General features: G+C 67.9%; 18 protein-coding genes and 1 pseudogene. 11 read left to right on the top strand and 8 right to left on the bottom strand.

All coding sequences use genetic code 11. The features are described from left to right. Positions 1-4809: 4809 nt before the first annotated feature. Positions 4810-5226, bottom strand: coding sequence for a hypothetical protein (locus CED_RS15435; RefSeq protein ID WP_011438625.1), 417 nt, complete (start codon positions 5224-5226; stop codon positions 4810-4812). A gap of 199 nt (positions 5227-5425) precedes the next feature. On the opposite strand from CED_RS15435, the gene CED_RS22820 reads away from it, so the two are divergent. Next, complete coding sequence (locus CED_RS22820) at positions 5426-6199, top strand: GntR family transcriptional regulator (protein WP_160172400.1); 774 nt, start codon at positions 5426-5428, stop codon at positions 6197-6199. A gap of 651 nt (positions 6200-6850) precedes the next feature. Here CED_RS22820 and CED_RS15430 read toward each other — a convergent pair. Then, positions 6851-8167: an ABC transporter substrate-binding protein gene (locus CED_RS15430; protein WP_011438623.1), complete on the bottom strand. Its 1317-nt coding sequence runs from the start codon at positions 8165-8167 to the stop codon at positions 6851-6853. 425 nt (positions 8168-8592) lie between these two features. Between CED_RS15430 and pyrH the strand changes: the two genes are divergently transcribed. Beyond that, positions 8593-9396, top strand: coding sequence for a UMP kinase (gene pyrH / locus CED_RS15425; protein WP_035911742.1), 804 nt, complete (start codon positions 8593-8595; stop codon positions 9394-9396). Positions 9397-9717: 321 nt separating this feature from the next. On the opposite strand, the pseudogene proS reads toward pyrH, so the two are convergent. Both proS and CED_RS15415 read right to left on the bottom strand, forming a co-directional pair. Continuing rightward, positions 9718-11121, bottom strand: a pseudogene (gene proS / locus CED_RS15420) (proline--tRNA ligase); the annotation flags it as partial. A gap of 165 nt (positions 11122-11286) precedes the next feature. Continuing rightward, positions 11287-11595, bottom strand: a complete 309-nt coding sequence (locus CED_RS15415; protein WP_023840709.1) for a hypothetical protein — start codon at positions 11593-11595, stop codon at positions 11287-11289. Between the two features lie 1032 nt (positions 11596-12627). Between CED_RS15415 and pstS the strand changes: the two genes are divergently transcribed. The 5 genes from pstS to CED_RS15385 all read left to right on the top strand — a co-directional run bounded on the left by pstS (position 12628) and on the right by CED_RS15385 (position 17896). Further along, positions 12628-13737 carry a phosphate ABC transporter substrate-binding protein PstS gene (gene pstS / locus CED_RS15405; RefSeq protein ID WP_011438619.1) on the top strand — a complete coding sequence of 370 codons (1110 nt, stop codon included), beginning with the start codon at positions 12628-12630 and terminating at the stop codon, positions 13735-13737. A 218-nt stretch (positions 13738-13955) separates the two neighbouring features. Further along, positions 13956-14999, top strand: a complete 1044-nt coding sequence (gene pstC / locus CED_RS15400) for a phosphate ABC transporter permease subunit PstC (protein WP_035911735.1) — start codon at positions 13956-13958, stop codon at positions 14997-14999. Next, entirely contained in the window at positions 14996-16060 is a 1065-nt protein-coding gene (gene pstA, locus CED_RS15395) for a phosphate ABC transporter permease PstA (protein WP_035911733.1), read from the top strand. The genes pstC and pstA overlap by 4 nt, the downstream gene beginning before the upstream one ends. Before the next feature lie 139 nt (positions 16061-16199). Then, positions 16200-16976 (top strand): phosphate ABC transporter ATP-binding protein PstB, encoded by a 777-nt coding sequence (gene pstB, locus CED_RS15390; protein WP_011438616.1) that lies wholly within the window; start codon positions 16200-16202, stop codon positions 16974-16976. A 227-nt stretch (positions 16977-17203) separates the two neighbouring features. Next, positions 17204-17896 carry a response regulator transcription factor gene (locus CED_RS15385; protein ID WP_308726834.1) on the top strand — a complete coding sequence of 231 codons (693 nt, stop codon included), beginning with the start codon at positions 17204-17206 and terminating at the stop codon, positions 17894-17896. 17 nt (positions 17897-17913) lie between these two features. Here CED_RS15385 and CED_RS15380 read toward each other — a convergent pair whose 3' ends face one another. The 4 genes from CED_RS15380 to CED_RS15365 form a co-directional block, all read right to left on the bottom strand. After that, complete coding sequence (locus CED_RS15380) at positions 17914-18858, bottom strand: A/G-specific adenine glycosylase (protein ID WP_035911730.1); 945 nt, start codon at positions 18856-18858, stop codon at positions 17914-17916. Positions 18859-18946: 88 nt separating this feature from the next. Then, positions 18947-20026, bottom strand: a complete 1080-nt coding sequence (gene disA, locus CED_RS15375) for a DNA integrity scanning diadenylate cyclase DisA (protein ID WP_035911728.1) — start codon at positions 20024-20026, stop codon at positions 18947-18949. 131 nt (positions 20027-20157) lie between these two features. Beyond that, positions 20158-21615 (bottom strand): DNA repair protein RadA, encoded by a 1458-nt coding sequence (radA, locus tag CED_RS15370; protein ID WP_011438612.1) that lies wholly within the window; start codon positions 21613-21615, stop codon positions 20158-20160. A 101-nt stretch (positions 21616-21716) separates the two neighbouring features. Continuing rightward, positions 21717-22466: a hypothetical protein gene (locus CED_RS15365; RefSeq protein WP_011438611.1), complete on the bottom strand. Its 750-nt coding sequence runs from the start codon at positions 22464-22466 to the stop codon at positions 21717-21719. 822 nt (positions 22467-23288) lie between these two features. On the opposite strand from CED_RS15365, the gene CED_RS15360 reads away from it, so the two are divergent. The 4 genes from CED_RS15360 (at position 23289) to CED_RS15345 (ending at position 25915) form a co-directional block, all read left to right on the top strand. Beyond that, positions 23289-23771 carry a CarD family transcriptional regulator gene (locus CED_RS15360; protein WP_006545253.1) on the top strand — a complete coding sequence of 161 codons (483 nt, stop codon included), beginning with the start codon at positions 23289-23291 and terminating at the stop codon, positions 23769-23771. 243 nt (positions 23772-24014) lie between these two features. Then, positions 24015-24860 carry a 2-C-methyl-D-erythritol 4-phosphate cytidylyltransferase gene (gene ispD, locus CED_RS15355; protein WP_051868849.1) on the top strand — a complete coding sequence of 282 codons (846 nt, stop codon included), beginning with the start codon at positions 24015-24017 and terminating at the stop codon, positions 24858-24860. Next, positions 24857-25417 carry a 2-C-methyl-D-erythritol 2,4-cyclodiphosphate synthase gene (ispF, locus tag CED_RS15350; RefSeq protein WP_011438608.1) on the top strand — a complete coding sequence of 187 codons (561 nt, stop codon included), beginning with the start codon at positions 24857-24859 and terminating at the stop codon, positions 25415-25417. The genes ispD and ispF overlap by 4 nt, the downstream gene beginning before the upstream one ends. A gap of 105 nt (positions 25418-25522) precedes the next feature. Continuing rightward, complete coding sequence (locus CED_RS15345; protein ID WP_035911723.1) at positions 25523-25915, top strand: PPOX class F420-dependent oxidoreductase; 393 nt, start codon at positions 25523-25525, stop codon at positions 25913-25915. Positions 25916-25937 lie beyond the last annotated feature (22 nt).

The following is a 25937-nucleotide window of genomic DNA, read 5'->3' as shown; positions in this document are numbered from 1 at the left end:
TCCGCAGCGCGAGGCATCGCCGCGCGCAGGAACTCCGAATCCAGCACAGGGACTGTCATCCGAGACTCTCCTTTCACGGACGGCCGCAGCGGCGCCACACCTCATTTCCCCATTCCGGGGGCGCGGCATTGTCTATCGAATGGAGAACCTGTCAAGGGCACTACGTGAACGCCCTTGACAGAACCACCATTCGACAGTTTCTAAAAGCNCCCGGAACGGAGAAAAAAATGGNAGGGGAAGGAAAAGGCCCATCGGCTAGGAATGCCCGCGCGTGTAGTGGCGAGATAGAGCGTCAGCCGCCGCGCATGAGGGGCGCCGCACCAGGTACGGACGTGAGGAGTTGCCGAGCCTCACCCACCGCAACGGGCAGGGCACCCCGAGCGTTCCAGGATGCACACAACAGGCGAACAACCGTTCGGCGTGGTCCCCGGGGTGGCGCGGTCAGGTCGGAGGGGGAGCCCCGCCCGACCGCATACCCACACGGAGCGTCGCGCGCCGCTCAGTCGCCGTAAAAAACGATCTCTGGCATGTCCGTGGCGTACCGTCCGCCGTCCGCCGTGTGTTCCAGTGGCAACGACGTCGAGTCCACCCCGGGATCGTGTCATCTCTCGCCCAGCGCCACGGCCAGCGCGCAATGGAGGGGGTTGGAGGCCACCGGCGTATCGCTTTGAGCGCGGCCGAGGGTCCTCTCATCGGGTCCGGTGGCGCCGGACAGCCAGGGTGGTGCCGAGACCATGGCAGGACGAGCAGTTCCGTGGACGCTCACCCATGCAGGCACGGCACTGCCGGTAGGTGTTCCCGGAGTTGATGTTACGGCGAGGCATGGTGGTTCCCTTCCTAATCGAGCCCCATTGGGATACCCGAGGTTCCGTTGGTGGCATGGCGACGCTGATAGTCAGCGGAAAACACCGCCCATTCCGGGGATAGCTCCCCGTCGCCCAGACGGGCGGGGGTGGGAATGTCGGCTGCAATGTCAAGGCCGGATTCGGTGTGTTGACCGAGTAGCGGGACCGGCATGCTAGCCGGAGCCGGGTAGTCACGGGCAAGCCCGTCGATCACATCATCGTCGATGTATTCCGCGCGGACCCGAAACGGNTCTCGAGTGCCTTCCAGTTTGACGTAGCCGACCCCGGGAAGGCTTTCCGGGATCAGGTCACAGTAGGCGCCCCGGGTACGCATCTTGTCCCCGAGGACCATATCGACCTGCTGCGGTTCATCGAGCCGCATCGCGATGCGGCTCGGGAACAGATTCCGGTAAGGAACCACCTCCTTGGATGGATCTTGCAACGCGACCATCAGACCCACACCCGGAGCCCGTCCCTGAGAAGCGAGGATCTGCACCGCGTTATCCGCCCGTCCCTGGAGTTTCTTGTCTGTCACATACGCTGTGATGAACGCGAATTCGTCGACGAGGACCAGCACAAACGGCATGTCCACCGTCGGAGTCAACCGGCGGGTCACGCCTTTCAACCGGGCAGCACGATCCCGGGTGAACTCCGCCGCATCCTCCAGAAGCTGAACCATCGCGCCCAGGTGACTGTCCTCGTAGCGGGTGAACAGCGCACGCCCCGGGAACAGTTCCATCCCGCCCTTCGGGTCGATCGCCCACACCTGCACCAGACCGGCAGCGATAGCCGGACCCAGCCGGAGCAGGGTCGACCAGATGACCGACCCCTTCCCCGCACCGGTCGCACCCGCGACGAACACGTGCGTGCCGAGCAGACGCAGCAGCCACAGCGCGCCGTCCTCCCGCCGGCCAATCGGCAACGCGGTCAGGTCCACCGCGCCAGCCGAGGCAGGAACCGGCAACCTCGACATCGGCCGGGTGAACGGATCCCGGCGGGTCACGTCCAACCACACGTAACCCGGCCTGTGGGTCCGTACCCGCACGGCCTGACTTCCCAGCGCGTGCGCCAGCGACTCGGAGGCATCCGCCAGATGATCCGGTTTCTGGCCAGCGCGCAGCTTGACCAGCAGCGCATCACGGTAGTCGCTTGATCGGACTTTCCGCAGACCAGGCCAGACCAGCACATCCCCATCCACCACGGCCAGGTCGTGACGGGTCATGAGCCCCCGCCAGCGCGGAGCGTAGCGAACCCAACGCGCCCACCACGAGCGCAGCGGACGCCCCAACCATCGGGCGTAGCTAGACGGGCAGGCCAGCCGCCAGACCAGCGCGGCCACGGTCAGCACCGCCAGCGCCAGCGCGGGCAGCACCCAGCCCACCCGATCGACCAGCAGCAGCGCGGCAAACAGACTGAACGACGTACGAGGGAAACGGGCGATCACCCGGGCGACCGTGACCCCCACCCGGCCCACCAGACGCAGACCAACCCGCCCGGCCGTATCNCCCGGACGCACCAGCGGATGCCTACGCGTGTCCCGGTTCACCGGAACGGACCGCGANAAGTCCCCGAGCCGTACCCTCATGATCCACCTCCCTCCCAGCACACCTTGTGAACAGCGACACCATCCGGAGAACGGCACAGAGCCGGACGCCGGCACAGCACACACGGCTCCGGATCCCCCACATCACCGCGAGGGAAATACCTACCCGTTCCCCAATCCAAAAGCGGCATCAGCCCCGACGTCGACGCCGACGCGGCTCAAGCGGGATAGGGTCAGCCGCTTCCCGGGCACGCACCAGCGGAATCGAGAACGGCCCAGGAACCGGCGGAACCGGCGGAACCTCCCCACCGAACGGTAACGGCATCTGATCAGACGACTGCCGACGAGACCGCCGGGCCATCAGCTACCACCCCGCTCACGGCGCGCGGCACGCACGCTTCCATTCCGGGTGACATGGCCATGCGCCACCCGATCATGCGTTTCCTTCTGCCCGCGCATGTCCGCCCGAGAACGAGTCGGCCGCGAGCTCAGCCCGCACACCTCACACGTGTAGGAATACAACTCGGTCATCACCGGGAACCCTTCCGATAGACAGGACGCTGCACCCGACGAGCCGGCACCGCGCACGACGGGCAACGAGAATGCCGACACGCCATCATCGGCCCACACGGGCAGATGAACATACGGTGGCAAGAAGAACAGGTACGAGAAGCCATCGGACATGCACCCTTCCGAAAGCAACCAGCGCACCGGCCGGTTGCAACAGCCGGATAGTCGGCTAGGAATCAGCGTTAAGAGCGGACCGGCAGGCATCGTAAGCCGCCTCATAGTCCGCGTACCGGGCGTGCGCGGCAGCAGCCAGACGCTGATACTCATCGAACGCCTCAGCCGCACGATCACGGGCAGCCGCGTACACGAGCCACGCCCGATCCTCCGCCCGGCANAAGTCGTCCACGGACAGGGTTCCACGAAGCGATCGTGTGGTAGACATGAGAGTGTCCCATTCCTGTCGCAGGGAGATGGACAACAGACATACCCGGGGTGCGGGAGGAGCGGGCAAACTCAGACCCGCACCCCGGGTACGTCGACCCGTACCAGCTAGGAAAGACGCCGGTACTCAGACCACGCCGCATGCTCCACATCCCGAGCGACACGGNCCCCCGCCTCAGCGCAGCCCTTCCGACGACGCGCGTCCGCGTCCGCGCGAGCCCGATTCGACCGGGCCAACGCCGCCGCCCGCTGAATATCCCTATTCGAATGCATGCGAAATACACCTTCCTATCGCAGGAGTTACAGAAAACCCGGCCTAAAGTAGGCCATCGAAATGAAGAATAAAACGAGCCTGCCGACGCCACTCCAGTTCCGCCGGGACGCCGGAAATACGAATGATCAGTTGGATCTACCTACGAGAGTTCAGATAAGGAGCGACGCATTCCGCGTGCAGCCACACGCCGTCGGCGTGTGCGGTGGTGTGCTCNCCGCAGTGGGCGCAGTTCCCGCCGTTGGAGACGACAGGGATATTCCCGGATCCGACCCGGTTGTTGCCACCGGACTTCTTCTTAGCCATGGGGCTACTCCTTTCGTTGCAGGTCACCGCCGAGGCATGCGGCGCCGTTGCATTAACGGGCCGCCCACAGGCCCGTTAACAGGCTCACCGCAAGCCGCATCCCAGGTGAACTCCGCCGCAATCCAGCGAAGAAGCCAGCCCATCAGTCGCATCCGCCGATGCACACGGCTTTGCCGCGTTTGACCGTGAGAGGCCGTTCCCGTCCGCACCTTTCGCATTTCGGCATCGATGCGCGGGCAGTGGTGCCACCCGGGGTGAGAGTCCGTGCCGCACGATCCTCAGCACGGCGAGCAGCACGGCGATCGCGGTTCTGCCGNTTTCTCTCACGTNCCTTCTGCTGATCTCTCAGCGCGACCGCCATATCATGGGGAGAGGTTTGCACGAGCCGGGCCAAGAGACCGACACAACTACGGCACCACCGGCCGTCCGGCTGAGTCCGAGTTCCGTTGCACTGCCCGCATGTGGCCATGTCAGCCTCTCACCGGACAGCCACCGGAAGGGAAACTCTTATTCGGACGCATGCGAAATACACCTTTCTGTCGCGAGAAATGCAGAACAGCTCAGGCGCGCGTAGGAACGGGCAGATCAGAGCACGCGCCCAGAACGAGAACGTCAGAGACCGCGACGCCGCCGCTCAGCCCTGACATCAGTGGCAATATCGTCGTACCACTCCTCAAGAGCGTAATCCCCACAATCCCCCGCACGGTCGCCACGCCGCCGCGCTACCCGCTCAACCGCANCCAGATCATCGGCGCTCATGTCCCGCAGAACAGCCGGAGCATCATCCGAGCTCCAATCAGCGATCGCGTCACGGCGCATCTCCGACCGGGATGTATTCTGTCCACCCGGATTCATAACCTCGGAATTAACCCTCCAAGAATTGAACGGCATGGCTACGCCGCCGCCTTCCCGGACCGCGCGCTCGCCACCATCGGGGCGCGCATCCCCCGAGCACGCAGGCTGTAACCCACCCGGGGCGTCTTCCGCGACTGGTCTACATACGCGGTGACCGTCAGCCCGTCGAACTCCACCGGACGAAACGGCGTACCCGCGAGCGTGTCCGGTGGGACCGGCTGCACCTCAGCCGCAAGCTTCACCTTCACCTCAGCCTGACCGGCCCGCAGATCCGGCGCCGCGTCCAGCACCCGCACCAGCCACACCTTCAGTCCTGTCTCCTTGTCCCGCACCTGTGGATCGGACAGACCCGCCTTCACCGCATCGAAGTCACGGTCAGCCTCCACGCCCAGCACAAACGCCCCGTGCGGGAACACATCCCCGAAGCTCACGGGAATCCTCATCGGCACAGCCATGATCGAGAACCCTCCTGTCGATTGGAGGCTCATCCCTCCTGACAGAGATAACTGTACTAGAACAGCTAGGACAGTGCAAGCCCCCCGAGTCTAGGCGCCCGAAAGTGCTGGTGAGGACCCCTATAGCTGAGCTGGGTATGCCACTAGACTGGAGATGTCATCTACTCGGCGTCTACCAGTGAGGAGGTGGACACTTACCGTGAGTATCAATCCTGGGAGTCCAATCCCCGTCTACCAGCAAATTGCCGCAGATTTGAGGGATGCGATCAACGGAGGAGTGTTGGCTGACGGTGACCGTCTGCCCTCCCTGCGGGAGCTCCGAGAGCGCTATTCCAGCGCGGCGGGAACGATCAAAAGCGCGCTTGACGAGCTTGAGAATGAAGGACTTGTCATCGTCCTTCAGGGGCGCGGAACATTCGTTCGATCGCCGAAGCGCCTACGTCGCTATGGATCCCGCAGGCACATCCTCGCTGACCGCCCAGGAGAAAAAGGACCACTCGAAGTAGAGGCAGAGCGCCAGGGTTCCACGCGAGAGCAGAACGTCACAGACGTTTCCACTAGCGCCGCTAGCGCCGAAATCGCTAAGCGCCTCCACCTTGACCCCGGACATAGTATCGTTACCCGCGAGACGCTGATCAGTGTTGATAGATTCCCAAGTCAAATCGCAACGAGCTTTTTCCCTTTGGAGATTGCGTCCGGCTCGATACTCGAGCGAAACGAGAAGGTGCCGGGAGGTGTACACCGATTTCTCGTGGAAGAGCTGGGAATTCAACTCAACCCCTTCGCGGTCGAAGAGCTTCTAGCGCGCATGCCGACACCGACTGAAAGGCNCACGCTGGCCCTGTCTGCGGGTGCCCCGATCATAGAGCTATGGCGGACCTTCTTTGATCGGAACGAAAGGCCAGTCGAGGTCACACAGTTTCTGCTTGCTGCCGATCGGAACATTCTCGTCTATGAAGTGCCCCTGGAGTAGCTCCGTGCCAACTTTCTTTACTTCTTCAAGGCGGGGGGCTTCGCCCCCCGCAGAGCCTCGCGCCGCGCACGCCACGCCGAACAGGGCCCCCGGCGATCCCGCCGCGCGGCATGGGGCCCCGCCTCCCTCCGGTCGGCACCCCATGGCGCGTCGGCCGCCGCCCCATTCGGCGTGTCGGAGCGTCGCAGGCCGCCCAGGAACGAGACCACCGGAGTACAGCACGGAAGTACAGCAACCCGACCGACCGCGATCACCTCAGGCTGGCCACGACCAGCGAGGCGATGCCCTATTCACCCGCTTATGACCCGTATGCGGGTAGTTCGGGACGAAGAGGTCGTGGGTTCGAATCCCGCCACCCCGACCAGATGACGCGTTGCAGCCCCGTCTCCCCAGCAGGGAGGCGGGGTTTTTGCCGCCCAGGGGGTCGGCCGTTCCTGAACGTCCTACCCGGTTGCCCGTCCACCCCACGGCCGCTCTCCCTTACCCGCGTATCCTCCTCGGCCGCGGGCACCGAGCCGGCAGCCGGGCGCTGGCAGGGCACCGATCGGCCTGCCGTCTTCGGTCGATCGCCGCCCTGCCGCGTTGCGCGGCTAGGATTCGGCGGTCTGATCGAGGCGAAGGCCGAAAGGCTCCCCACGGAAGGCGCATTGTTCAGTTGATCAAATTACCGCAACGGGCCGTGGACTGCAGCGGTACGAAATGACTGCCGTCGCCGCTGATGCGCATGAAATAATAGCAGTTGCCGAGTTGGCCGCGGTTTTTCGCGAGATCAACCGGCTTGGGGAGCAGGCCAGTGCCGTCGTAGTCGTGCACGGAGTGCAGACCCTGTAGGAACGACTGGTGGGTCGGGCAGGCGCCGGCGGCTTGCAGGCCGTGCAGGAACAGATCGGCGGACAACCAACCGAAGACCGCGCTTTCCTGCTCCGGCGGCTGGGTCTGCGGAGAGTAGCGGGTCATCGCGGCGAGCAGCCGCTGATGCGCGGGGGTGTTCAGCTCGAACGGGACGAAGCTGATGTAGATGTTGGTGCCGGCCAGGGCCGGGCCGAGATCGGTCAGCAGGGCCCGATCGTAGCCGAGNGAGAGGAGCACCGTCTTGAGGTTCACGCCGGCGGCACGGGCCGCGGGGAGGATCTGAGTGAGGACGTCCGGGGTGATGACGCCGGTAAGGGTGTCGATGTTAGCCGCCTTCATTTGCCTGGCCAACGCCTCGAAGCTGGTCGTCTCCGCGGTCACCTCGAAGTTTATGTCCACGCTGACACCGGCCGCTTGCAGGCTGTCAACGAGCTGCCGATGATAGTCGTGCACGGCAGCGTTCAACGCTACGTCGACCATGGCGCTCCGGGTTCCCCCCTCACCGCGAATGAAATCCCCCCAGACGGTGGACGACCCGGCCGGGACTGTATAGTGATGCCACGAGACCATGTTCTCGTGCGCGGCCCAGACGGGTTCGGCTCCCAGTCCGACGATCGGCACGTTCAGATCCGCGAGGTACTGGGCTGAGCCGGAGACCGCACCCAGTCCTTCTATGATGCCGAAGACCTCTTCCTTCTGGACGAGCTCGCGGGCCGCGGCGAGGTTCAACTGGGGGTCGGAGACATCATCCCGCCAGCTGTAGACAATCTTCCGCCCGTTGACGCCGCCTGCGGCGTTGGCTTCGCCGAAACGTGCATCGATTCCGGCCCGGAACGCGCGCATACTGTGCGCGAACGGCCCGGTGTCAGGGAAAAGAACGCCGGCCTTGATCTCGGTCTCAGTTATGCCCGGTGTGGCGCAGGCAGCTGTTCCGGTGCGTCCGGTNGAATCCTCCGAAGCGGTGCACGCAACCAGTCCGATCAGGCTAATCAGGATAGAGATCAGTGCAGTCGACCGTAATAACGACGGCCTTCCGGGTAAGAACATCGCAACAGTGCTCCTCTGCGGTATCGGATCCGTCGCGCCACTCACCGTCGACGGCCTCGGCTCGAGCATATCCAGTATTCTCCTGCCGGGCTCCGGCAAAGTTGTCTGTCGGTAATCCAGATTCGTGATCGCGTGGAGCGGTCGTTCGGGTCGGCGGGAGTGGCGGCGTAGTCCTTGGGCGATGTTGATGGTGCCGGCCGGGCGCGGGATGCTGATCCATCGCCGCCGCCTCGTCCCCGCCGCCTGGTCCCCGCCGCCGGCGTCCACGCACCGCCGGGCCCGACCTCCGGCTGCCCGGAGTCGGATAACGGTGGATCGCGACGGCGGTCGTCGGTGCCCGGCCGGCGAAAGGTGCTGCGGGTACGGTCCGCCGTCGGCGGAATCTCTCGGGCGCNCCCGTCGTGCGACGTGCCCGGGAGCCGGGTGCTCTACCGTGTACCCGAGGGGTCATGGGCTCATGATCGATCATTGCCCGCCTACGTTAAGATCGCACCATGGAAAAGGGGAAGCGGGAGACAGTGACGAGATACCGCCGAGTGGTCGTCAAACTGAGCGGTCGCGCGATCGCCGGTGCCGCCGAATTCGGCTTCGATTCCAACGCGCTGGAGCACCTCGCCCGAGAAATCATCGCGGTCCGCCAGTCCGGCGTGGAGGTGGCGATCGTCGTCGGCGGCGGGAACCTCTTCCGTGGTAACCAGTCGGACCGGTGGGGTATTGACCGGGTCGAAGCCGACAATATCGGCATGCTGAGTACGGTCATCAACAGTCTGCTGCTCCGGGGGAAGCTCACCGCGCTGGGTGAGGACAATCTGCGGGTGATGACGGCGGTGCCCGTTCCAGCGGTGGCCGAGCCCTACATCCGGCTGCGGGCGGTGCACCTGCTGGAGAAGGGGGCGACGGTCATCCTCGCCTGCGGCAATGGCCAGCCCTTCCTCACCACCGACTACCCGGCGGTGCAGCGGGCGCTGGAGCTCAATGCCGACGCGGTGCTGGCCGCCAAGGACGGCGTGGACGGCGTCTACGACAGCGATCCGAAGATCAATCCAGGGGCCAGGCTCTTCTCGCACCTCAGTTATGACGAGGTGATCAGCCGCGGGCTCCGGGTGATGGATCAGTCGGCCTTCATCCTGGCCCGTGACTTCGGTATGCCGCTGCATATCTTCGATATCGAACAGCGGGGCGCGATGACGGCGATCTGCCGTGGTGAGCACCGGGGGACGGTTATCTCCTCCTCGCCGGAGAAGTCCGAAGAGTTCGGGAACGAGGTGCTGGCCAGCCCCGCCGAATCGACGGCCTGATCCCGAGGCGCCGGCCATACAATCGATCTCGACGTCGGTCCCGATCTGCCTCTGAGGGGCACGTCGAGGGAGATCGAACCCGCTTCTCGAAGGACGGGCGCGGTTTGTCCGCGCGGCGGCGGACTCACCGCGGTACGCATTACGCCACGTTTCGTGGACGAAGACGACGACCCCTAACCCGGTCCCATCATTCAAGCTTCGTGAAGATACGTTCGTGAAGATACGACCGACCTGGGTTTCCACGGTCGCCGCCGACCGGTCCCCGTCTGCGCGGCTGATCGTCTCTGCCCCGGACGGCTACCACGCCAGGGATCTTGGACGTCAGTAGGAGCGGGCGATCAGGCAGACGAGGTCGTCGGCGTCGCTGCCGGCCTCGGGGATCCCGCCGTCCGGTGTCTGGATGCACCGCACGGTGAGCGCCTCCTCGGCGAGCTCGGCCTCGCCCTCCTCGCCGACAAGGCGCCAGGGGATCCGGGCGAAGCCGGCCTGGGCGGCCCGGGCGGCCTCGGCAACGGTGGCGACGTCCGTCGTCCGGCTCTCGCGTAGGGCCAGCGCCTCGGCGTACAGGTCGGCCTGCACCTCGCCCAGCAGCACCGGCACCCGCGTGGCGACCTCGGCCAGCGGCACCGGCACCTTCTCGGAGGTGTCCCGGCGCACCAGGGTGACGTTGCCCGCGGCCAGGTCCCGCGGACCCACCTCAACCCGTACCGGGATGCCCTTGATCTCCGCGTCGGTGACCCGCCGGCCGAAGGACAACCCGGGACGGGCGTCGACCTGCACCCGAAGACCGGCGTCGGTCAGGGCGGCGGCGATCTGGCGGGCCTTCGCGACGACGGTCTCCTCGTCGCGCACCGGCAGGACCACGACCTGCGTCGGCGCCAACCGGGGCGGGACACGCAGGCCGTTGTCGTCGCCATGTGCCATGATCAGCCCGCCGACCATCCGGGTCGAGCAGCCCCACGACGTCGTCCACGCCAGATGCCGGGCTCCGTCGGCGCCGAGGAAGTCGATGTCGAAGGCACGGGCGAAGTTCTGGCCGAGCTCGTGACTGGTCGCCATCTGCAGAGCCTTGCCGTCGCCCATCATGCCCTCGCAGGTCATGGTGTTGGTCGCGCCGGCGAACCGTTCCCGGCGCGTCTTCACTCCGACGAACACCGGGACCGCCAGCACCTGCGTCATAAAGTCGCGGTAGACCTCGAGCGCGATCCGACGGGCGTAGGCCGCGGCATCGGCCTCGTCGGCGTGCGCGGTGTGGCCCTCCTGCCAGAGGAACTCGCTGCTGCGCAGGAACAGCCGGGGACGCAGCTCCCACCGGACCACGTTCGCCCACTGGTTGAGCAGCAGGGGCAGGTCACGGTAGCTCTGGGTCCACTTCGCCAGGTATTCGCCGATCACGGTCTCGCTGGTGGGCCGGACGACTACGGGCTCCTCCAGCTCCTTGCCGCCACCGATGGTGACCACCGCCAGCTCCGGGCTGAAGCCCTCGACGTGCTCGGCCTCCCGGCGCAGGTAGCTTTCGGGGATGAACAGGGGGAAGTAGGCATTGACGGCCCCGGCGGCCTTGATTCGGGAGTCCACCTCGGCCTGCATGCGTTCCCAGATCGCGTAGCCGTACGGTCGGATGACCATCGTCCCGCGGACGGGGCCGTTGTCGGCCAGCTCGGCCTTGGCGAGCACGTCCTGATACCAGCGCGGAAAGTCGGTCGAGCGGGAGGTGAGTACAGCCNCCCCGCCACGATATTGCCTCGACCACGGCTCGTGGCCCCGGGGACCGGCACCTGTTGGGTCCGCCGCCCCGGCGGGCGCCTCGCGCCGGTCGCGGTCGTCTCGGCTGACGGCCCGTCGCCAGAGTGGACGGTCGCTGAGGGGACGGTCGCCAGAGTGGACGGTTCAGGTCCGGCCCGGATCGCCGCCGCGTCCGACTGGCTGCCCGTCGACCCCGCGCCGAGCATCCCGCGAAACCTCCTGGAATACCAGTGAGACGTCCACGTCGCCGTGATGGCTGACCAGCGCGGCCGTGGGGGGGACGAGGATCATCGCGGTGGTCAGGTCGGCAGCGGTGGCTCCCGGGGCGAGGAGCAGCTCGTGTTGGACGAGTAAGCCATCGTTGACGGTGACCACCTCGGCCAGTGACCGTGGCCGTCCCCCGATGACCGGACGGGGTTCTGGTAGAAGATCGTCGTTATCGACGGTGTTCATGTTCTGGTCGTCCTCCGTTGTCGTGTCGCATGTCGTGCCGCGTCTGGTTGGTGCCGCCGGCACGGGGTGCGCAGCGCCGGCCCCGGGTCGTCCGGCCAACCGGACGCGGCGGTACCCGCGGGCCCCGCGCCATGCGGTCTGCGGCTTGCCGGNCCCCGCCGATCCGCCGCGTGACGGGACATCGTCGTCCCGCCACGCGGCGGTGGCTGGCCGTGGCGCGCTTCATCGCCGGGCGGGACGGCTCCCGGTGGGCGGGCGCAGGCGGATGCGCTGGTCGGGTGGACTGGTCGGGTGGAACGGACGGGTCGTGGTGCTCTTCGGCTACGCCGTTGCTTCGGCTACGCCGTTGATGCTGTCAGCCACATCGATGTTGCTTTACAGCAAAGCACGAGAACGCGGGGTTGGCTACCGGCGATCTGTGCTCAGAGTGGACGTCTGGTAACAGAGGACGAAGGTCCTGATCAGCTGCGTAGCGCGGCGCGCGGGTTGGCCGCTTCGCCGGCTCCGTCCCACTGCGTCGCAGGGCGCGGCCCCCCGGGCCGGACATGACGCGCGTCGGTGAACTTTCGATGCTTGCTGCGTCGGAAGGTTGACAGCGACGATGCCGCTCGATNACCGTGAATGATCAAGTTCCGGGCGGCTCGGCGTTCTTCCTGTCGGACTCTCGCCTGTTCCTGTCCGTTCTCATTAGGCTCCCGTCCGTTCTTGTCCGCTTCCATCCGTTCTCGTAACGCTCCCGTCCGTGACCGAGGGTCACTTGTCCACGGTGTTCCGGGCGTGGCGTGATGTTCGGGACGATGGGCGAGAGTGACTATCTGCCGATCATTTGATGCGCACAGTCATGATCGGATTGGCCATTGGCTGGCTAACCAACCGCGAAGCCGGTGATATGGATGTGTTCCGGTTGGTGATGGGTCCGCGTTCGCGGACGTTCACCTTGCGTTCATTCGAGGTGGCTTCGATTCTCGTCGGCGCCCCAGTCCAGGGGGCGGACGATTCGGCGCCGTAGCGCGCGAGAACGAAGGGCTGCTCGTGAACCGAGGCAAGCGTCAGGCCGCCATCGGGGCTGCAATGGTGGCACTGCTCACTGTGGCGGCGTGTGGCACCGACGACAACAGTGACTCCGGCGGCACCGCGGCGAAGCCGTCGAACGGGGCGAGCGCGATCGCCTGCGAGAAGGGCTCCATTACCGGATCGGGTTCCTCCGCGCAGAAGAACGCGATGGACGAATGGGTCAAGGCGTACCAGAACGCCTGCGACGGAGCAAAGATCAACTATCAGTCGACGGGGTCCTCGACCGGTCGGCAGCAGTTCGTCGCCAAGCAGGTTTCCTTCGCCGGTTCCGACTCGGCGCTGAAGGACCAGCAGAAGACCGACGCGGACAAGCGCTGTACCCCCGGTACGGCTGTCGACCTGCCGATGGTGGTCGGCCCGGTGGCGCTTATATACCACCTCTCGGGTGTCGACAAGCTCCAGCTGTCTGCCCCGACGATAGCGAAGATCTTCTCCGGCGCCATCACCAAGTGGAACGACCCGGCGATCACCGCGGAGAACAGCGGGGTTACTCTGCCTGACGCGCCGATTGCCTCGGTGCACCGGTCCGACGGTTCCGGCACCACCGACAACTTCACCAAGTTCCTGAAGGGCGCGGCCGGCGCCGCTTGGACCTTCGACTCCGGCTCGGACTGGAAGGCCCCGGGCGGCCAGGGTGCCAAGGGCAGCGACGGGGTGACTGCGACCGTGAAGTCCACCGAGAACTCGATCGGTTATACGGAGCTCTCCTACGCGGAGAACGCCGGGCTGTCCACGGTCGCGGTCAAGAACGGTGCCGGAGAGTACGTCAAGGCGAGCACGGATGGTGCCTCCCTCGGCCTGAGCACCGCGAAGGTTGCCAGCGGTGACGATCTGAAGCTCACCTTCGACTACACCGCGGCGACCAAGGGGGCCTACCCGATCTACTTGGTCACCTACGAGATCGCCTGCACCACGGGTCTCCCGGCCGACCAGGCCAAGCTGGTCAAGTCCTTCCTGACTTACACCGCGTCGGACGCGGGCCAGTCCTCGATCGCCGACCTTGGTTACGCGCCGCTGCCGGACTCGGTAGCGACTCGGGTCCGCGCGGTGGTTGACAAGCTGTCCTGACGTCGATCTGNCGCAGCTCCGATCGGACTAGCCGGTGCCCGCGGTGGGGTGAACAGCCCCATCGCGGGCCCGTCGTTCGTTGACGACGACGGTGAGAGCAGCCGGGAACGGCCAGCGCATTCAGACCAGACCAGCAGCACCAGACCAGCCAAGACGGTGACGGCCAGGGCATTTCACGAGCGGGAAGTCGAGTTCGGAGCACCAGGGGAAGAGGACCCATGACGACGGAGCCGGACAGCTCGGCGGACGCCGAGTCTCGGGGTGCCGCTTCGGCGACGGCCCCATCGGGAGGTGATCGGCCGGCCGGCGGGCTGGCGGACACCTCGACAGGCAAGGCCAAGGTCGGCGTCGCTGACCTGATCTTCAAGAATGCCACCCGCACGGCCGGGGTCGGGCTGCTGGTACTGATCGCCGCGATCGCGGCCTTCCTGGTATTGCGCGCCACCGATGCCCTCGGCGCCAATACCGGGAACTTCTTCACCACGGAGGAGTGGTTCCCCAACGCCACGCCGCCGGTTTTCGGCATCGCCGCACTGCTGTTCGGCACGATGATCACCGCTGCCATCGCAATGATTATCGCTGTTCCGGTCGCGGTGGGTATCGCTCTGTTCATCACGGTGTACGCGCCGCGCCGGATGGCCTCCGCCCTCGGCTACATCGTCGATCTGCTGGCGGCCGTGCCGAGCGTCGTCTACGGCCTGTGGGGACTGCTCGTGCTCGCGCCGCACATGNAGGGCATCCAGAGCTGGCTGACCGACTACTTCGGGTGGATTCCGCTGTTCGAGACCGATCGCGGGGTCGGTCGGTCGATCTTCGTTGCCAGTGTCGTCCTCGCGATCATGATTCTGCCGATCGTCGCCGCGCTGTCCCGCGAGGTGTTCCTGCAGGTGCCCAGTGCGCATCGGGAGGCGGCGATGGCGCTGGGCGCGACCCGCTGGGAGATGATCAGAACCGCCGTCCTGCCCTACGGCAAGCCGGGCGTCATCAGCGCCTCGATGCTGGGCCTCGGGCGGGCGATGGGCGAGACCATCGCGGTTGCCCTGGTCCTGCCGGCGTCGTTCAACATCTCCTGGCAGATCCTCGCGCCGGCCGGTAACACCATCGCCGCGAACGTGGCGAACGGATGGGGCGAGGCCAACGACATCGGCCGCGGTGCGCTTATCGCGTCCGGTCTCGTGCTCTTCATCGTCACCATGCTGGTCAACATCATCGCTCGCGCCATCATCGCGCGGCGGCGTGAGTTCTTGGGGAGTGCCGCATGAAAACCGCGACCGTTCCCGGCAGCGCCGTCGCGGGCGGTGAGGACCGGCTGCAGCTGCGGGGCCGGGTCCTGCCCCGCTGGGTACCGCTCGCCGCCGCTGCCGGTGCCGTCGTCCTGACGGTCCTGATCTATCTGGTGACCTCGATCTCCAGCAGGATCCAGTTCCTCCTGCTGGTCGCCGTCTTCTTCATCCTCGCGATGACCNTGGCCNCGACGCTGGTCGAGGGCGCCCGCCGGGCCCGGGACCGGTTCGCGACGAACCTGGTCTACGCCGCCTTCCTGCTAGCGGTCATCCCCCTGCTCGCGGTGCTCGTGAATGTGATCGAGAAGGGTGCGAGGCGGCTGCGCCCCGGATTCTTCACTCACTCGATGAACGGCATCGGTGCCCGTGACGTCGGCGGTGGCATCTACCACGCGATCATCGGCACAGTGGAGCAGGTCGCGTTGGCGAGCCTGCTGGCCGTGCCGTTCGGTCTGCTGGTGGCCATCTACCTGGTGGAATATGGCCGCGGCCGGGTCAGCCGGGTGATCAGTTTCTTTGTCGACGTGCTCACCGGTCTTCCCTCGATCATCGCGGGTCTGTTCATCCTGGCGTTCTGGATCCTCGCCCTTCACCAGGGCTTCTCCGGATTCGCGGGTGCCCTGGCCCTCACGGTGCTCATGATTCCGATCGTGGTGCGCTCCGCCGAGGAAATGCTGAAGCTCGTTCCGGACGAGCTGCGGGAGGCCAGCTACGCCCTCGGGGTGGCGCGTTGGCGGACCATCCTCAAGGTGGTCGTCCCCACCGCGTTGCCCGGGATCGTGACCGGCGTCATGCTCGCGGTCGCCCGCGTTGCCGGCGAGACCGCGCCGCTGCTGCTGACCGTCTTCGGCACGAACCTCATCAACGCCAACCCGTTCTCCGGGGAGCAGTCCGCACTGCCGCTGTACATCTACTCGCAGGCCGGCCAGCCGCAGCAGGCGGCGGTGGACCGGGCCTGGGCCGCCGCCCTGGTACTCATCGTCATCATCATGCTGCTCAACTTCATCGCTCGTCTGATCGCCGGACGCTCGCGGCTGTGATGACCCTGGCTCGGGACGGCGGCATGGCACAGATCACGCCCTATTCCATTCTCACGTCCTATCCCATCCCATCCCATCCCATCCCATCTGATCCGATCATCTGAAACAGCATCCAGGAAGATCGTGAGTCGAGGTAGCCATGGCCACCCGCATCGACGTTTCCGGGCTGACGGCGTACTATGGGAAGTTCAAAGCCGTAGCCGACGTGAACCTGACCATCGAGCCGAAGAACGTCACCGCATTCATCGGGCCGTCCGGATGCGGAAAGTCGACGGTGCTGCGCACGCTCAACCGGATGCACGAGGTGCTTCCGGGGGCCCGGGTCGAGGGGCAGGTACTCCTCGACGGTGAGGATCTGTACGGGCCCGGGATGGACCCGGTGGCCGTCCGCCGCACCGTCGGGATGGTCTTCCAGCGACCGAACCCGTTCCCGACCATGTCCATCTACGAGAACGTCATCGCCGGGCTCAAGCTGAACGGGGTCCGCAAGAAGGCGCTCCTCGACGAGCGGGTCGAGGAGTCACTGCGGGGCGCGAACCTCTGGGAGGAGGTCAAGGACCGGCTGGGCCGGCCGGGCGCGGGCCTGTCCGGCGGGCAGCAGCAGCGGCTCTGCATTGCCCGGGCGATCGCGGTGGAGCCGCAGGTCCTGCTGATGGACGAGCCGTGCTCCGCGCTCGACCCGATCTCCACTCTTGCGATCGAGGATCTGATCGCGAAGTTGAAGTCGAGCTTCACCATCGTCATCGTCACCCACAACATGCAGCAGGCGTCGCGGGTCAGCGACTCGACCGCCTTCTTCTCGTTGGAGAAGACCGGCGACCCCGGCCGCCTCGTCGAGTACGACAAGACCTCGCAGATCTTCAGCAACCCCAAGGAAAAGCGGACCGAGGACTACATCTCCGGACGGTTCGGCTGACGGCCGGCGGGATTGGCGGACAGGACGCGCGGATGCTCCCGGTACCGCGTGGGGCCGGTCAACCGGGGGGGCAAGACCGTGGCTCGGCAGACGAGGACCCGGCGGTTTCGGTAGGCCCGGCGGTCGCGGCGGTAGACCCGTCAGCCGACGGACGTCGGTACCGCGGCCCGTCCGGTGGGCCGCGGAGACGGACGACGGGCACCGGGCCGGGGAGCTGCCCGGCGCTGTTGATCGCGGACGAGGACGTCGACGACGGCATGCTCGACGCCTTCGTCGAGAACGGTGTCGAGGTCAGCGTGGTGGCCGACGGGGCGCTGGCCCTGTTGGAGATCGGTCTGCGACATCCGGCCGCGCTGCTGATCAGTGCCCGGCTGCCCGTGGTGGACGGGGTGACCGTCGTGCGGACGGTGCGTAGCGTGCCCGGTCACGACGACGTGCCGATTCTCCTCGCGGTCGGCCCCGATGACCGGCCGCGAGCCGCCGCCGGACTCGACGCGGGGGCCAGCGCCTGCGTCGGCAAGCCGTACCGGGTTCCCGAGGTCCTCGCGATGGTGGGGTTCATCGGAATCGGACGGGCCGGAACGTATCCGCCTCGGATGCGCGAGCCGGAGGTGCTGCGCGGCGGACGGGTGCAGCTGGACCGCGCGGCACACGAGGTCCGCCTCGACGGGGCCGTGGTCCCGGTCCCGCCGCGGGAGTTCCGGCTGCTCGCGCTGCTCCTGGAACAGGCGGGCCGGGTCGTCCCGCGCGAGACGCTGCTGCGGGAGGTCTGGGGTTCGGCGCAGACGGAGACGAACACGCTCGCCGTGCACGTGCGGCGGCTGCGGCGGCGGCTGGGCGAGACGGCCGGCCAGCCGACGGTCATCGAGAGCATCCGCGGGGTCGGCTACCGCTTCCGCGCCGTTCCCGATCCGGGTTGAGCCCTTCCGCAGGGACGTCAGCTGGGCAGCGCGTAGACGCCCGGCGCCACCCGTACCACGAGACCGTCGTCGATCAGCCCGGCGAGGGCGCGGGTCCGCTGCACCGGATCGTCCCAGACCTGGTCAAGGATCTCCTGACCCACCGCCGGACTGGCGTCACGCAGGACGGCGAGCAGCCGGCCGCGGACCTGGCGGTCGGTGCCGGCGTACCCCTGGGGCCGGCGTGCGGGTCCCGCGCTCGGCGGGCTGCCCGCGGACACCCACGCACACCGTCCCAGCAGGGGGCAGGNGGCGCAGCGAGGCGCCCGGGCAACGCAGACCAGCGCGCCGAGCTCCATGAACGCGGCGCTGGCCCGGGCGGCCGTCTCGGTGTCCGGCGGCAGCAGCTCCGCGATCTCGACCAGGTCGCGGCGGCTGACCGTGGCCGGCGGGTCGGCTCTTCCCTCGACGGCCCGGGCGAACAGCCGGCGCACGTTGACGTCAACGACCGGATGACGCTGGCGGAAGGCGAAGGCGGCAACCGCCCGCGCGGTGTACGTCCCGATGCCGGGCAGCGCGAGGAGATCGTCGAGGTGTTGGGGGATCTCGCCGTCGTGCCGTTCGACGACGACGGTCGCCGCCTGGTGCAGCCGCAGGGCGCGCCGGGGGTAGCCCAACCGGCCCCACGCCCGGACGGCCTCCCCGGCCGGCTCGGCGGCGAGCGCGGCGGGCGTCGGCCACCGGTCCAGCCACGCCTCCCAGACCGGCAGCACCCGGCTGACCGGGGNCTGCTGCAGCATCACCTCGCTGACCATGATTGCCCAGGGGCTCGTCAGGGGACGGCGCCACGGTAGGTCTCGGCCACAGACGGCGAACCAGCCCAGGACGAGATCGGCCAGTGGTCCGGACGCGCTGCTGATTCCGGCTGGGCTGGCTGGGCCGGCTGTGCTGGCTGTGCTGGCTGGGCTGGTCATTCCCGCCATCGTGCCAGGCGACCAGGCCGGCCGGAGGCGGCAGGCGGCCTCCCGTCGCCTTCGGCTACCACACGTAGCATTACCGTGTGTAGCGTTACTATACGTAGCGTTCGAGAATGCTTGACTCGGCGAGCCGGGAGAGGCCCTCGCGGACCGCTCGGGCGCGGGTCTCCCCGACGCCGTCAACGGCCTGCAGATCGTCGACCCCGGCGGCGAGCAGTTTCTGCAGGGTGCCGAAATGGTCGACGAGCCGGTCGACCACCATCCGTGGCAGCCGGGGCACCTTCGCCAGCATGCGGTAGCCGCGTGGACTGATCTGCCGGTCCAGGATGTCCGCCCCGCCGGAGAATCCGATCACCCGGGCGAGGACGGTGAGATCGAGCAGGTCGGTCGGAGACATCGCGGACAGCTCACCCAGGACCTGCGCGGGCGTCCCCGCCTTCGACCCGATCGGCAGATAGTCGCGGACGGTGAGTTCACGCTCGGTCTCGACCCCGGCCATCAGCTCCTCGAGCTGCAGGGACAGCAGCCGGCCNTCGGTGCCGAGTTCGACGACGTAGCCTTCGATCTCGTCGGCTATGCGGCGCACCATCTCCAGCCGCTGGCTCACCGAGATCGCGTCGCGGACCGTGACGAGGTCCTCGATCTCCAGCGCGGACAGGGTGCCCGCGACCTCGTCTAGCCGCAGCTTGTAACGCTCGAGGGTAGCCAGGGCCTGGTTCGCCCGGGACAGGATGGCGGCCGAGCCGTCCAGCACGTACCGCCGCCCGGCGACGTACAGCGCGATGATGTGCATCGACTGGCTGACCGAGATGACGGGGAACTCGGCCTGCTTGGCGACCCGCTCGGCGGTTCGGTGCCGCGTGCCGGACTCCTCTGTCGGCACCGTCGGATCCGGCACCAGATGCACCGCCGCGCGGACGATGCGCTGCAGGTCGGACGACAGCACGATCGCGCCGTCCATCTTGGCCAGCTCGCGTAGCCGGGTCGCCGAGAACTCCACGTCGAGCTCGAAGCCGCCGGTGCACAGACCCTCGACGACCTTGTCGTGGCCGAGGACGATCAGTGCGCCGGTGTGCCCGCGCAGGATGCGTTCCAGGCCGTCGCGAAAGGGGGTTCCGGGCGCGACCGCGGCCAGTGTCGCCCGGAAGATGTCGTCTCCGGGTGGTCCTGCCATCAGGCTCCCTCAGCTCCTTGGCTTCCCCCACCGTCTCCCATTACCACTGTCGTGATGCTATCGGGGCGACGGGAGCCGGTGGGGTCCACCTCATCGTGAAGTACCGATATGGTTAGAAAAATACACACTTTCTATGTTTCATGCATTTTGCTGATCGCGCCGATCAGGTCGGGTACCTCGGTGACTTTCATGCCGTCCGGAGCCGGGCCGGGGTCCGCCGGAACGAGCGCCCGGCGAAAGCCGAGCCGGGCCGCGGCGGCGAGCCGTTGGCGTACCGAGCCCACCGCGCGGACCTCCCCGGCCAGGCCGACCTCGCCGATGGCGACGAGATCGGCCGGCAACGGACGGTCCCTGGCCGCGCTGACGATCGCCAAGGCCGTCGCGAGGTCCGCCGCGGGCTCGGCCAACCGAACCCCGCCGACGGTCGCGGCGTACACGTCGGCCCGGCCGAAGCGCACCTTCGCCCGGCGCTCGACCACGGCGAGAATCATCGCCACCCGGGCCGGATCGAGCCCGGACACGGCGCGCCGGGGGATCTGCGCCGAGGTTTCCGCCACCAGGGCCTGAACCTCGGCGACGAGTGGCCGTCGGCCCTCAACCGTTACGGTGACACAGGTTCCCGGCACCGCCTCCAGCCCCGCGCCGCTGGACCGGGACAGGAACAGCCCGCTCGGGTCGGCGATGCCATGGATACCGGAATCGTCCATCTCGAAACAGCCGACCTCGTCGGCTGGTCCGTACCGATTCTTGCCCGCGCGGACCAGGCGCAGTGCGGAGTGCCGCTCGCCCTCGAAGTGCAGCACCACGTCGACCAGATGTTCCAGGAGGCGTGGTCCGGCGACCAGGCCATCCTTCGTGACATGGCCGACAAGCACCGTCACGAGTCCCAGCGCCTTGGCCGTCCGGATCAGGGCCGCGGTGACCTCACGGACCTGGGTGACCCCGCCCGCGGCTCCGTCCACCCCGGCCGCGGAGATGGTCTGCACCGAATCGACCACCAGCAGGGCCGGTGAGACCTCCTCGACGTGACGCAGGACGGCGCCGAGGTCCGTCTCGGCGGCGATCCACAGGTCCTCGTGCAGCGCACCCGTCCGACCCGCCCGCAGCCTGACCTGCGCCGCGGATTCCTCCCCGGTGACGACCAGGGCGCGGGCACCGGCGGCGGCGCTGCGGGCCGCGACCTCCAGTAATAGGGTGGACTTGCCGACCCCCGGTTCCCCGGCGAGCAGGATCACGGCGCCGGGAACGAGGCCGCCGCCCAGCACGCGGTCGAGTTCGTCGATCCCGGTCGGACGACGCCGCGTCGCGGTCACGTCAACGGACATGACCGGCAGAGCCGGTGCCGTCACTGCGGCGGACGAGGCGGAACGACCCCCCGCGACCAGGCCGGCCCCCCGGCGTGGGGCGGGGGCCTGGGCCTCCAGCGTGCCCCACTCCTGGCAGCGCGAGCATCGTCCCGCCCACCGCACGGACTCCGAGCCGCAGCTGTTACACCGGAACCCGCCTGAGGCCGCACGACTCGACGGGCGACCGCCGGCCGACGGGCGAGTGGATGCCATGGACGCAACGTTAGTCCGCTGGTCCGACATGTCGGCGACAGCGGCGCGCGGAATGGGTTCCCGGGCGTCGGGTACCCGCGAATGGGGATACCCCGGCCGGATCCCGCTGGGCGGGTCAGCCCAGCGGCGGGTCAGCCCGCGGTGGTGGCGCCGGCCGCAGGGCTCGCGGCGGGGGCCGACGTGACCCGGGAAGCGGCAGTCGACGAGGTCGTGCCGACCGTCGAGGCCGGCGTGGCGCCGGCCGACGGCGAGGCGGACTGCCCTGCCCGCGGCGTCCCGGTGACCGCGCCCGGAGCCGCCGAGGCGCCGGGCGCGGGCTGCTCTACCGGGACGTCCAGGGTGATGCTGCCGGCCTTGGCGAAGGTGATGGTGACGGGCACCTGGGACCCGATCAACAGGTTCTGCTGGACGTTCTGCAGGGTCGGCGCGGAGCCGTCGGCAATGAAGATCTTTCCGGAACCGGGTGGCAGCTCGGCGGGGCTCGGGACCCTGCCGCCCGCCGCCAGGGGGGAGGACACACCGATGATGGTGTCAGGCTCGGTGCCCGCGTTGAAGAACGCCGAGACGATCTGTGCGGAGTCTCCCCGGGACAGCGGGCCTGCCACATAGACATTGCGTAGCGTGATGCTGCCGACGGCGCTCGAGACGCTGTTGGTCGTGGTCCGGGCGAGGTTTGTCACCGCGTCGTTGCCGGAAGCGCAGCTTGCCAGGCCAGCGGACCCGACCACCGAGGCCAGGAGCGCGACACCGATCCGGTGGGAGGCGATGCGCCGCCTGAAGGTGGACTGTCGGCCGGCGTCGTGGCCCGACTCCGGGGCGGCGGACGCCCCGCCGACGGCGGGNGTGGCTGACGTGAAACGGGCACCCAGACGGCGGCTCACAGCTCGGTGGCTCCTCCTGCGCGAGACCGGTGCCTCGGGTGCGCACCGGTGCTGGTTGACGGTCGCCCCGGGGAGCGACCACCGGTGGCGCCGCCTCCACCGCCGGCCGTCGTAACCGGTGCGGAGGGGTCACCCCCGGTGCCCGGATGATTCGGTCTAAGACGGTCCGTCTCCCGACTCACCCGTGCGGGGCTAACACTAGCCATCCCCCGGCATCACGTGCGGCGGCTGTGGGCGGTACGAGACCCGCGGATCCGGCCCAGGAGCACGCTCGGGCCGGATTTCGGCGCCCTATCCGGGCCGGCTGGCCTGGGCGATCGGTCCGAGCGACCCCGGACGTGGGCAGCATCACGGCGTGGGGGGAGTCACGACCTGTCGGGCGACCCGGCGAGCGCCGTCCGTTCCGTGGCGATAGCCCATTTTCATGACGAGATGACCGTTACATAGCGATGTGTCGCGATGTGTCCGGTGTGCCGCGGCGGGACCGGTCGGGNGGATCGGGTGGGCCGGGGCCCGGGCGGGACCCCGTGCCGGCCCGCGCCGGGGGNTCGCCATGCGGCCCGCGCTCAACGTACAGCCAACATCCGCCGGATCGTCACCCATTTTACCTGGTAGGACATCTTCGATGTCGGTGCGCGGCGATCTGACGGGTGGCTGGGCGGATCTGTAGTCCCTGGGTGTCCGTCCTCCGGAGCGGGTGGCCGGAAGGCGGCGCCGGGTCCCTCACCCTGGCGTTGCTGGTCTTGAGTACCTGCAGCGTGCGTCTGACCTGCGGCGATGCGTGCGTGTTACGCTGGTAGAGGCGGAAGGGGCACGTGACACATGGCGTTCCAAGTCGGCGAGACCGTTGTTTACCCGCATCATGGTGCTGCTCTGATTGACGCGATTGAAACTCGCGTCATCAAGGGCGAGGAAAAACTCTATCTCGTGCTGAAGGTCGCTCAGGGCGATCTGACTGTCCGAGTTCCGGCCGACAACGTCGGCATGGTCGGGGTGCGTGACGTCGTCGGGCAGGACGGGCTGGAACGGGTGTTCGAGGTGCTCCGCGCCCCGCACACCGAGGAGCCCACCAACTGGTCACGACGGTACAAGGCAAATCTTGAGAAGCTCGCCTCCGGCGATGTGAACAAGGTGGCTGAAGTCGTCCGTGACCTGTGGCGACGCGATCGCGAACGCGGTCTTTCCGCGGGCGAGAAGCGAATGTTGAGCAAGGCCCGGCAAATCCTCGTCAGCGAGCTTGCGCTCGCCGAGGGCACCAACGAGGACAAGGCGGAGGCCATGCTCGACGAGGTTCTCGCCGGATGATCGTAGGCTCGTTGGCGCAGGCGTAATTCGTCCGGCCGACAGGCGATCTATTCGGCACGGCATGATAATCCGGAAAGGCATTCTCTTTCCGGGAGACCGCCGTCCCGAGCGCGTTGCCGACTCAGGTTCCGGCTGAGTGGGCGTCGAGACGGTGGTGGGCGGTGTTGCGCCCACCGGCGGCTCGCGCCGAGCCGGCTGGATCGGCCAGGCCCTCGTGGCGGATGGCACACGGGAGGTCCTGTGGTGGGCGAAGGTCACCGGTTGCCGGTGGCGAGCCCCCGGGTGGCGGCGATCGTGCCGGCTGCCGGCCGGGGTGAGCGGCTGGGGGGAGGTACTCCCAAGGCGCTGCGAGCCCTCGGGGGCAGGCCCATGCTGGTGCGCACGGTGGAATCGTTGCGTCGCTCCAGGCTGGTGACGCAGATTGTCGTCGCGGCGCCACCGACGCTGGTCGATGCCGTGGCCCAGTTGCTTGGCGGGGACGTGTATGTGNTCGCCGGAGGCGCCGAGCGGGTGGATTCGGTCCGCCGCGCCCTGCGAGCCGTGGACGACGACGTCTCCGTGGTACTGGTCCACGACGCCGCCCGGCCGCTGACGCCCCCCGAGCTGGTCGACGCGGTGGCGGCTGCGGTGCTCGACGGACATCCCGCGGTGATTCCCGTCGTGCCGCTGGCCGACACGGTCAAGGAGGTGGACGCCGACGGGCGGGTGGTGCGTACCCCGCCGCGGGACGGTTTGCGAGCCGTGCAGACCCCGCAGGGATTCCGCCGCGACGTGCTGAGCGCCGCGTATGCGCTCGAGGACATCGCTGTGACCGACGATGCGGGCCTGGTGGAGGCTCTGGGAGTGCCGGTGACGACCATTCCCGGCGCGCAGGAGGCATTCAAGGTGACTCGACCGGCGGATCTCGTGCTCGCCGAGGCGCTACTCGCCCGCTGCGACCCCGCGGACGACGCCCGGTCCGCGGAGGCCCGGTCCGCGGAGGCCCGGTCCGAGGAGCCTCAGTTCGCGGGTGCCCGGTCCGCGGACGCCCGGTCCGAGGAGCCTCAGTTCGCGGGTGCCCGGTCCACGGACGCCCGGAGTGGCGGATGACCGGCGGCCCGCGGTGGGACGAGCCCGTCGTGGACGCCGCGCCCATCAGCCGGCAGGCCCCCGCGTCCAGCTTGGTGAACACGGTGATCCTGCCCCGGGTCGGCGTCGGGGTCGATGTNCATCCGTTCGCCGCCGGCCGGCCGTGCTGGGTGGCCTGCCTGGAATGGCCGGGGGAGACCGGGCTCGCCGGACACTCCGACGGGGACGTCGCCGCACACGCGGCCTGTGACGCACTTCTCACCGCCTCGTGCCTCGGTGATCTGGGTCGGGTGTTCGGCACGGACCGACCGGAGTACGCGGGTGCGTCGGGCGCGGTCCTGCTNGCTGAGACGGCTCGGCTTCTCGGTGCCGCCGGTTGGGCGATCGGCAACGTCTCGGTCCAGGTCATCGGGAACCGGCCCAGGATGGCCGGGCGTCGCGAGGATGCGCAGAAGGCGATGTCCGTGGCCTTGGGCGCATCGGTGAGCCTGTCGGCCACCACCACCGACGGACTCGGCCTCACCGGGCGGGGCGAAGGCTTGGCCGCCATCGCGACCGCGCTCGTCATCCGCGCCTGACGGCGGGCCCGTCAGGCGGTGATATGCCGTTTTGTCATCGACTGACTGCGTGCCGGCGCGGAGATGAGAGGGTGGGCCGACCCTGGCCCCTCCCCGAGGAGTCTGATGGCTGACCGCCTTCCCGAGCCGGTGAGGGCCCTTGCCGACGCCCGGACCTACGTCGNTCTGGCGACGATCCAGCCCGACGGCTCGCCGCGGATGACCGTGCTGTGGGTGGACCGCGACGAGGACGAACTGCTGCTGTCCACGGTGCGGGGACGTGCGAAGGAACGCGACATCGCAAGGGATCCGCGGGTCGGACTGATGTTCCTCGACCAGGGCGATCCCTACGGTTACGTCGAGGTCCGCGGGACCGCGACCCTGACCGAGGAGGGCGGCCGGGAACTGATCGACCGGCTGTCGGTGAAGTACACCGGAGACGTGTACCGGTGGGATGATCCGGATGAGGTCAGGGTGGTCGTCCGGGTCGTGGCGGACCGGGTACTGACGGTCGGCTGACCCTCCCCTTGGGTCCCGTCGA

Origin of the sequence: Frankia sp. CeD (assembly GCF_000732115.1) — a bacterium.
In the GTDB taxonomy this organism is placed as follows: domain Bacteria; phylum Actinomycetota; class Actinomycetes; order Frankiales; family Frankiaceae; genus Frankia; species Frankia casuarinae.
This window is presented reverse-complemented; position numbering and strand designations above follow the sequence as displayed.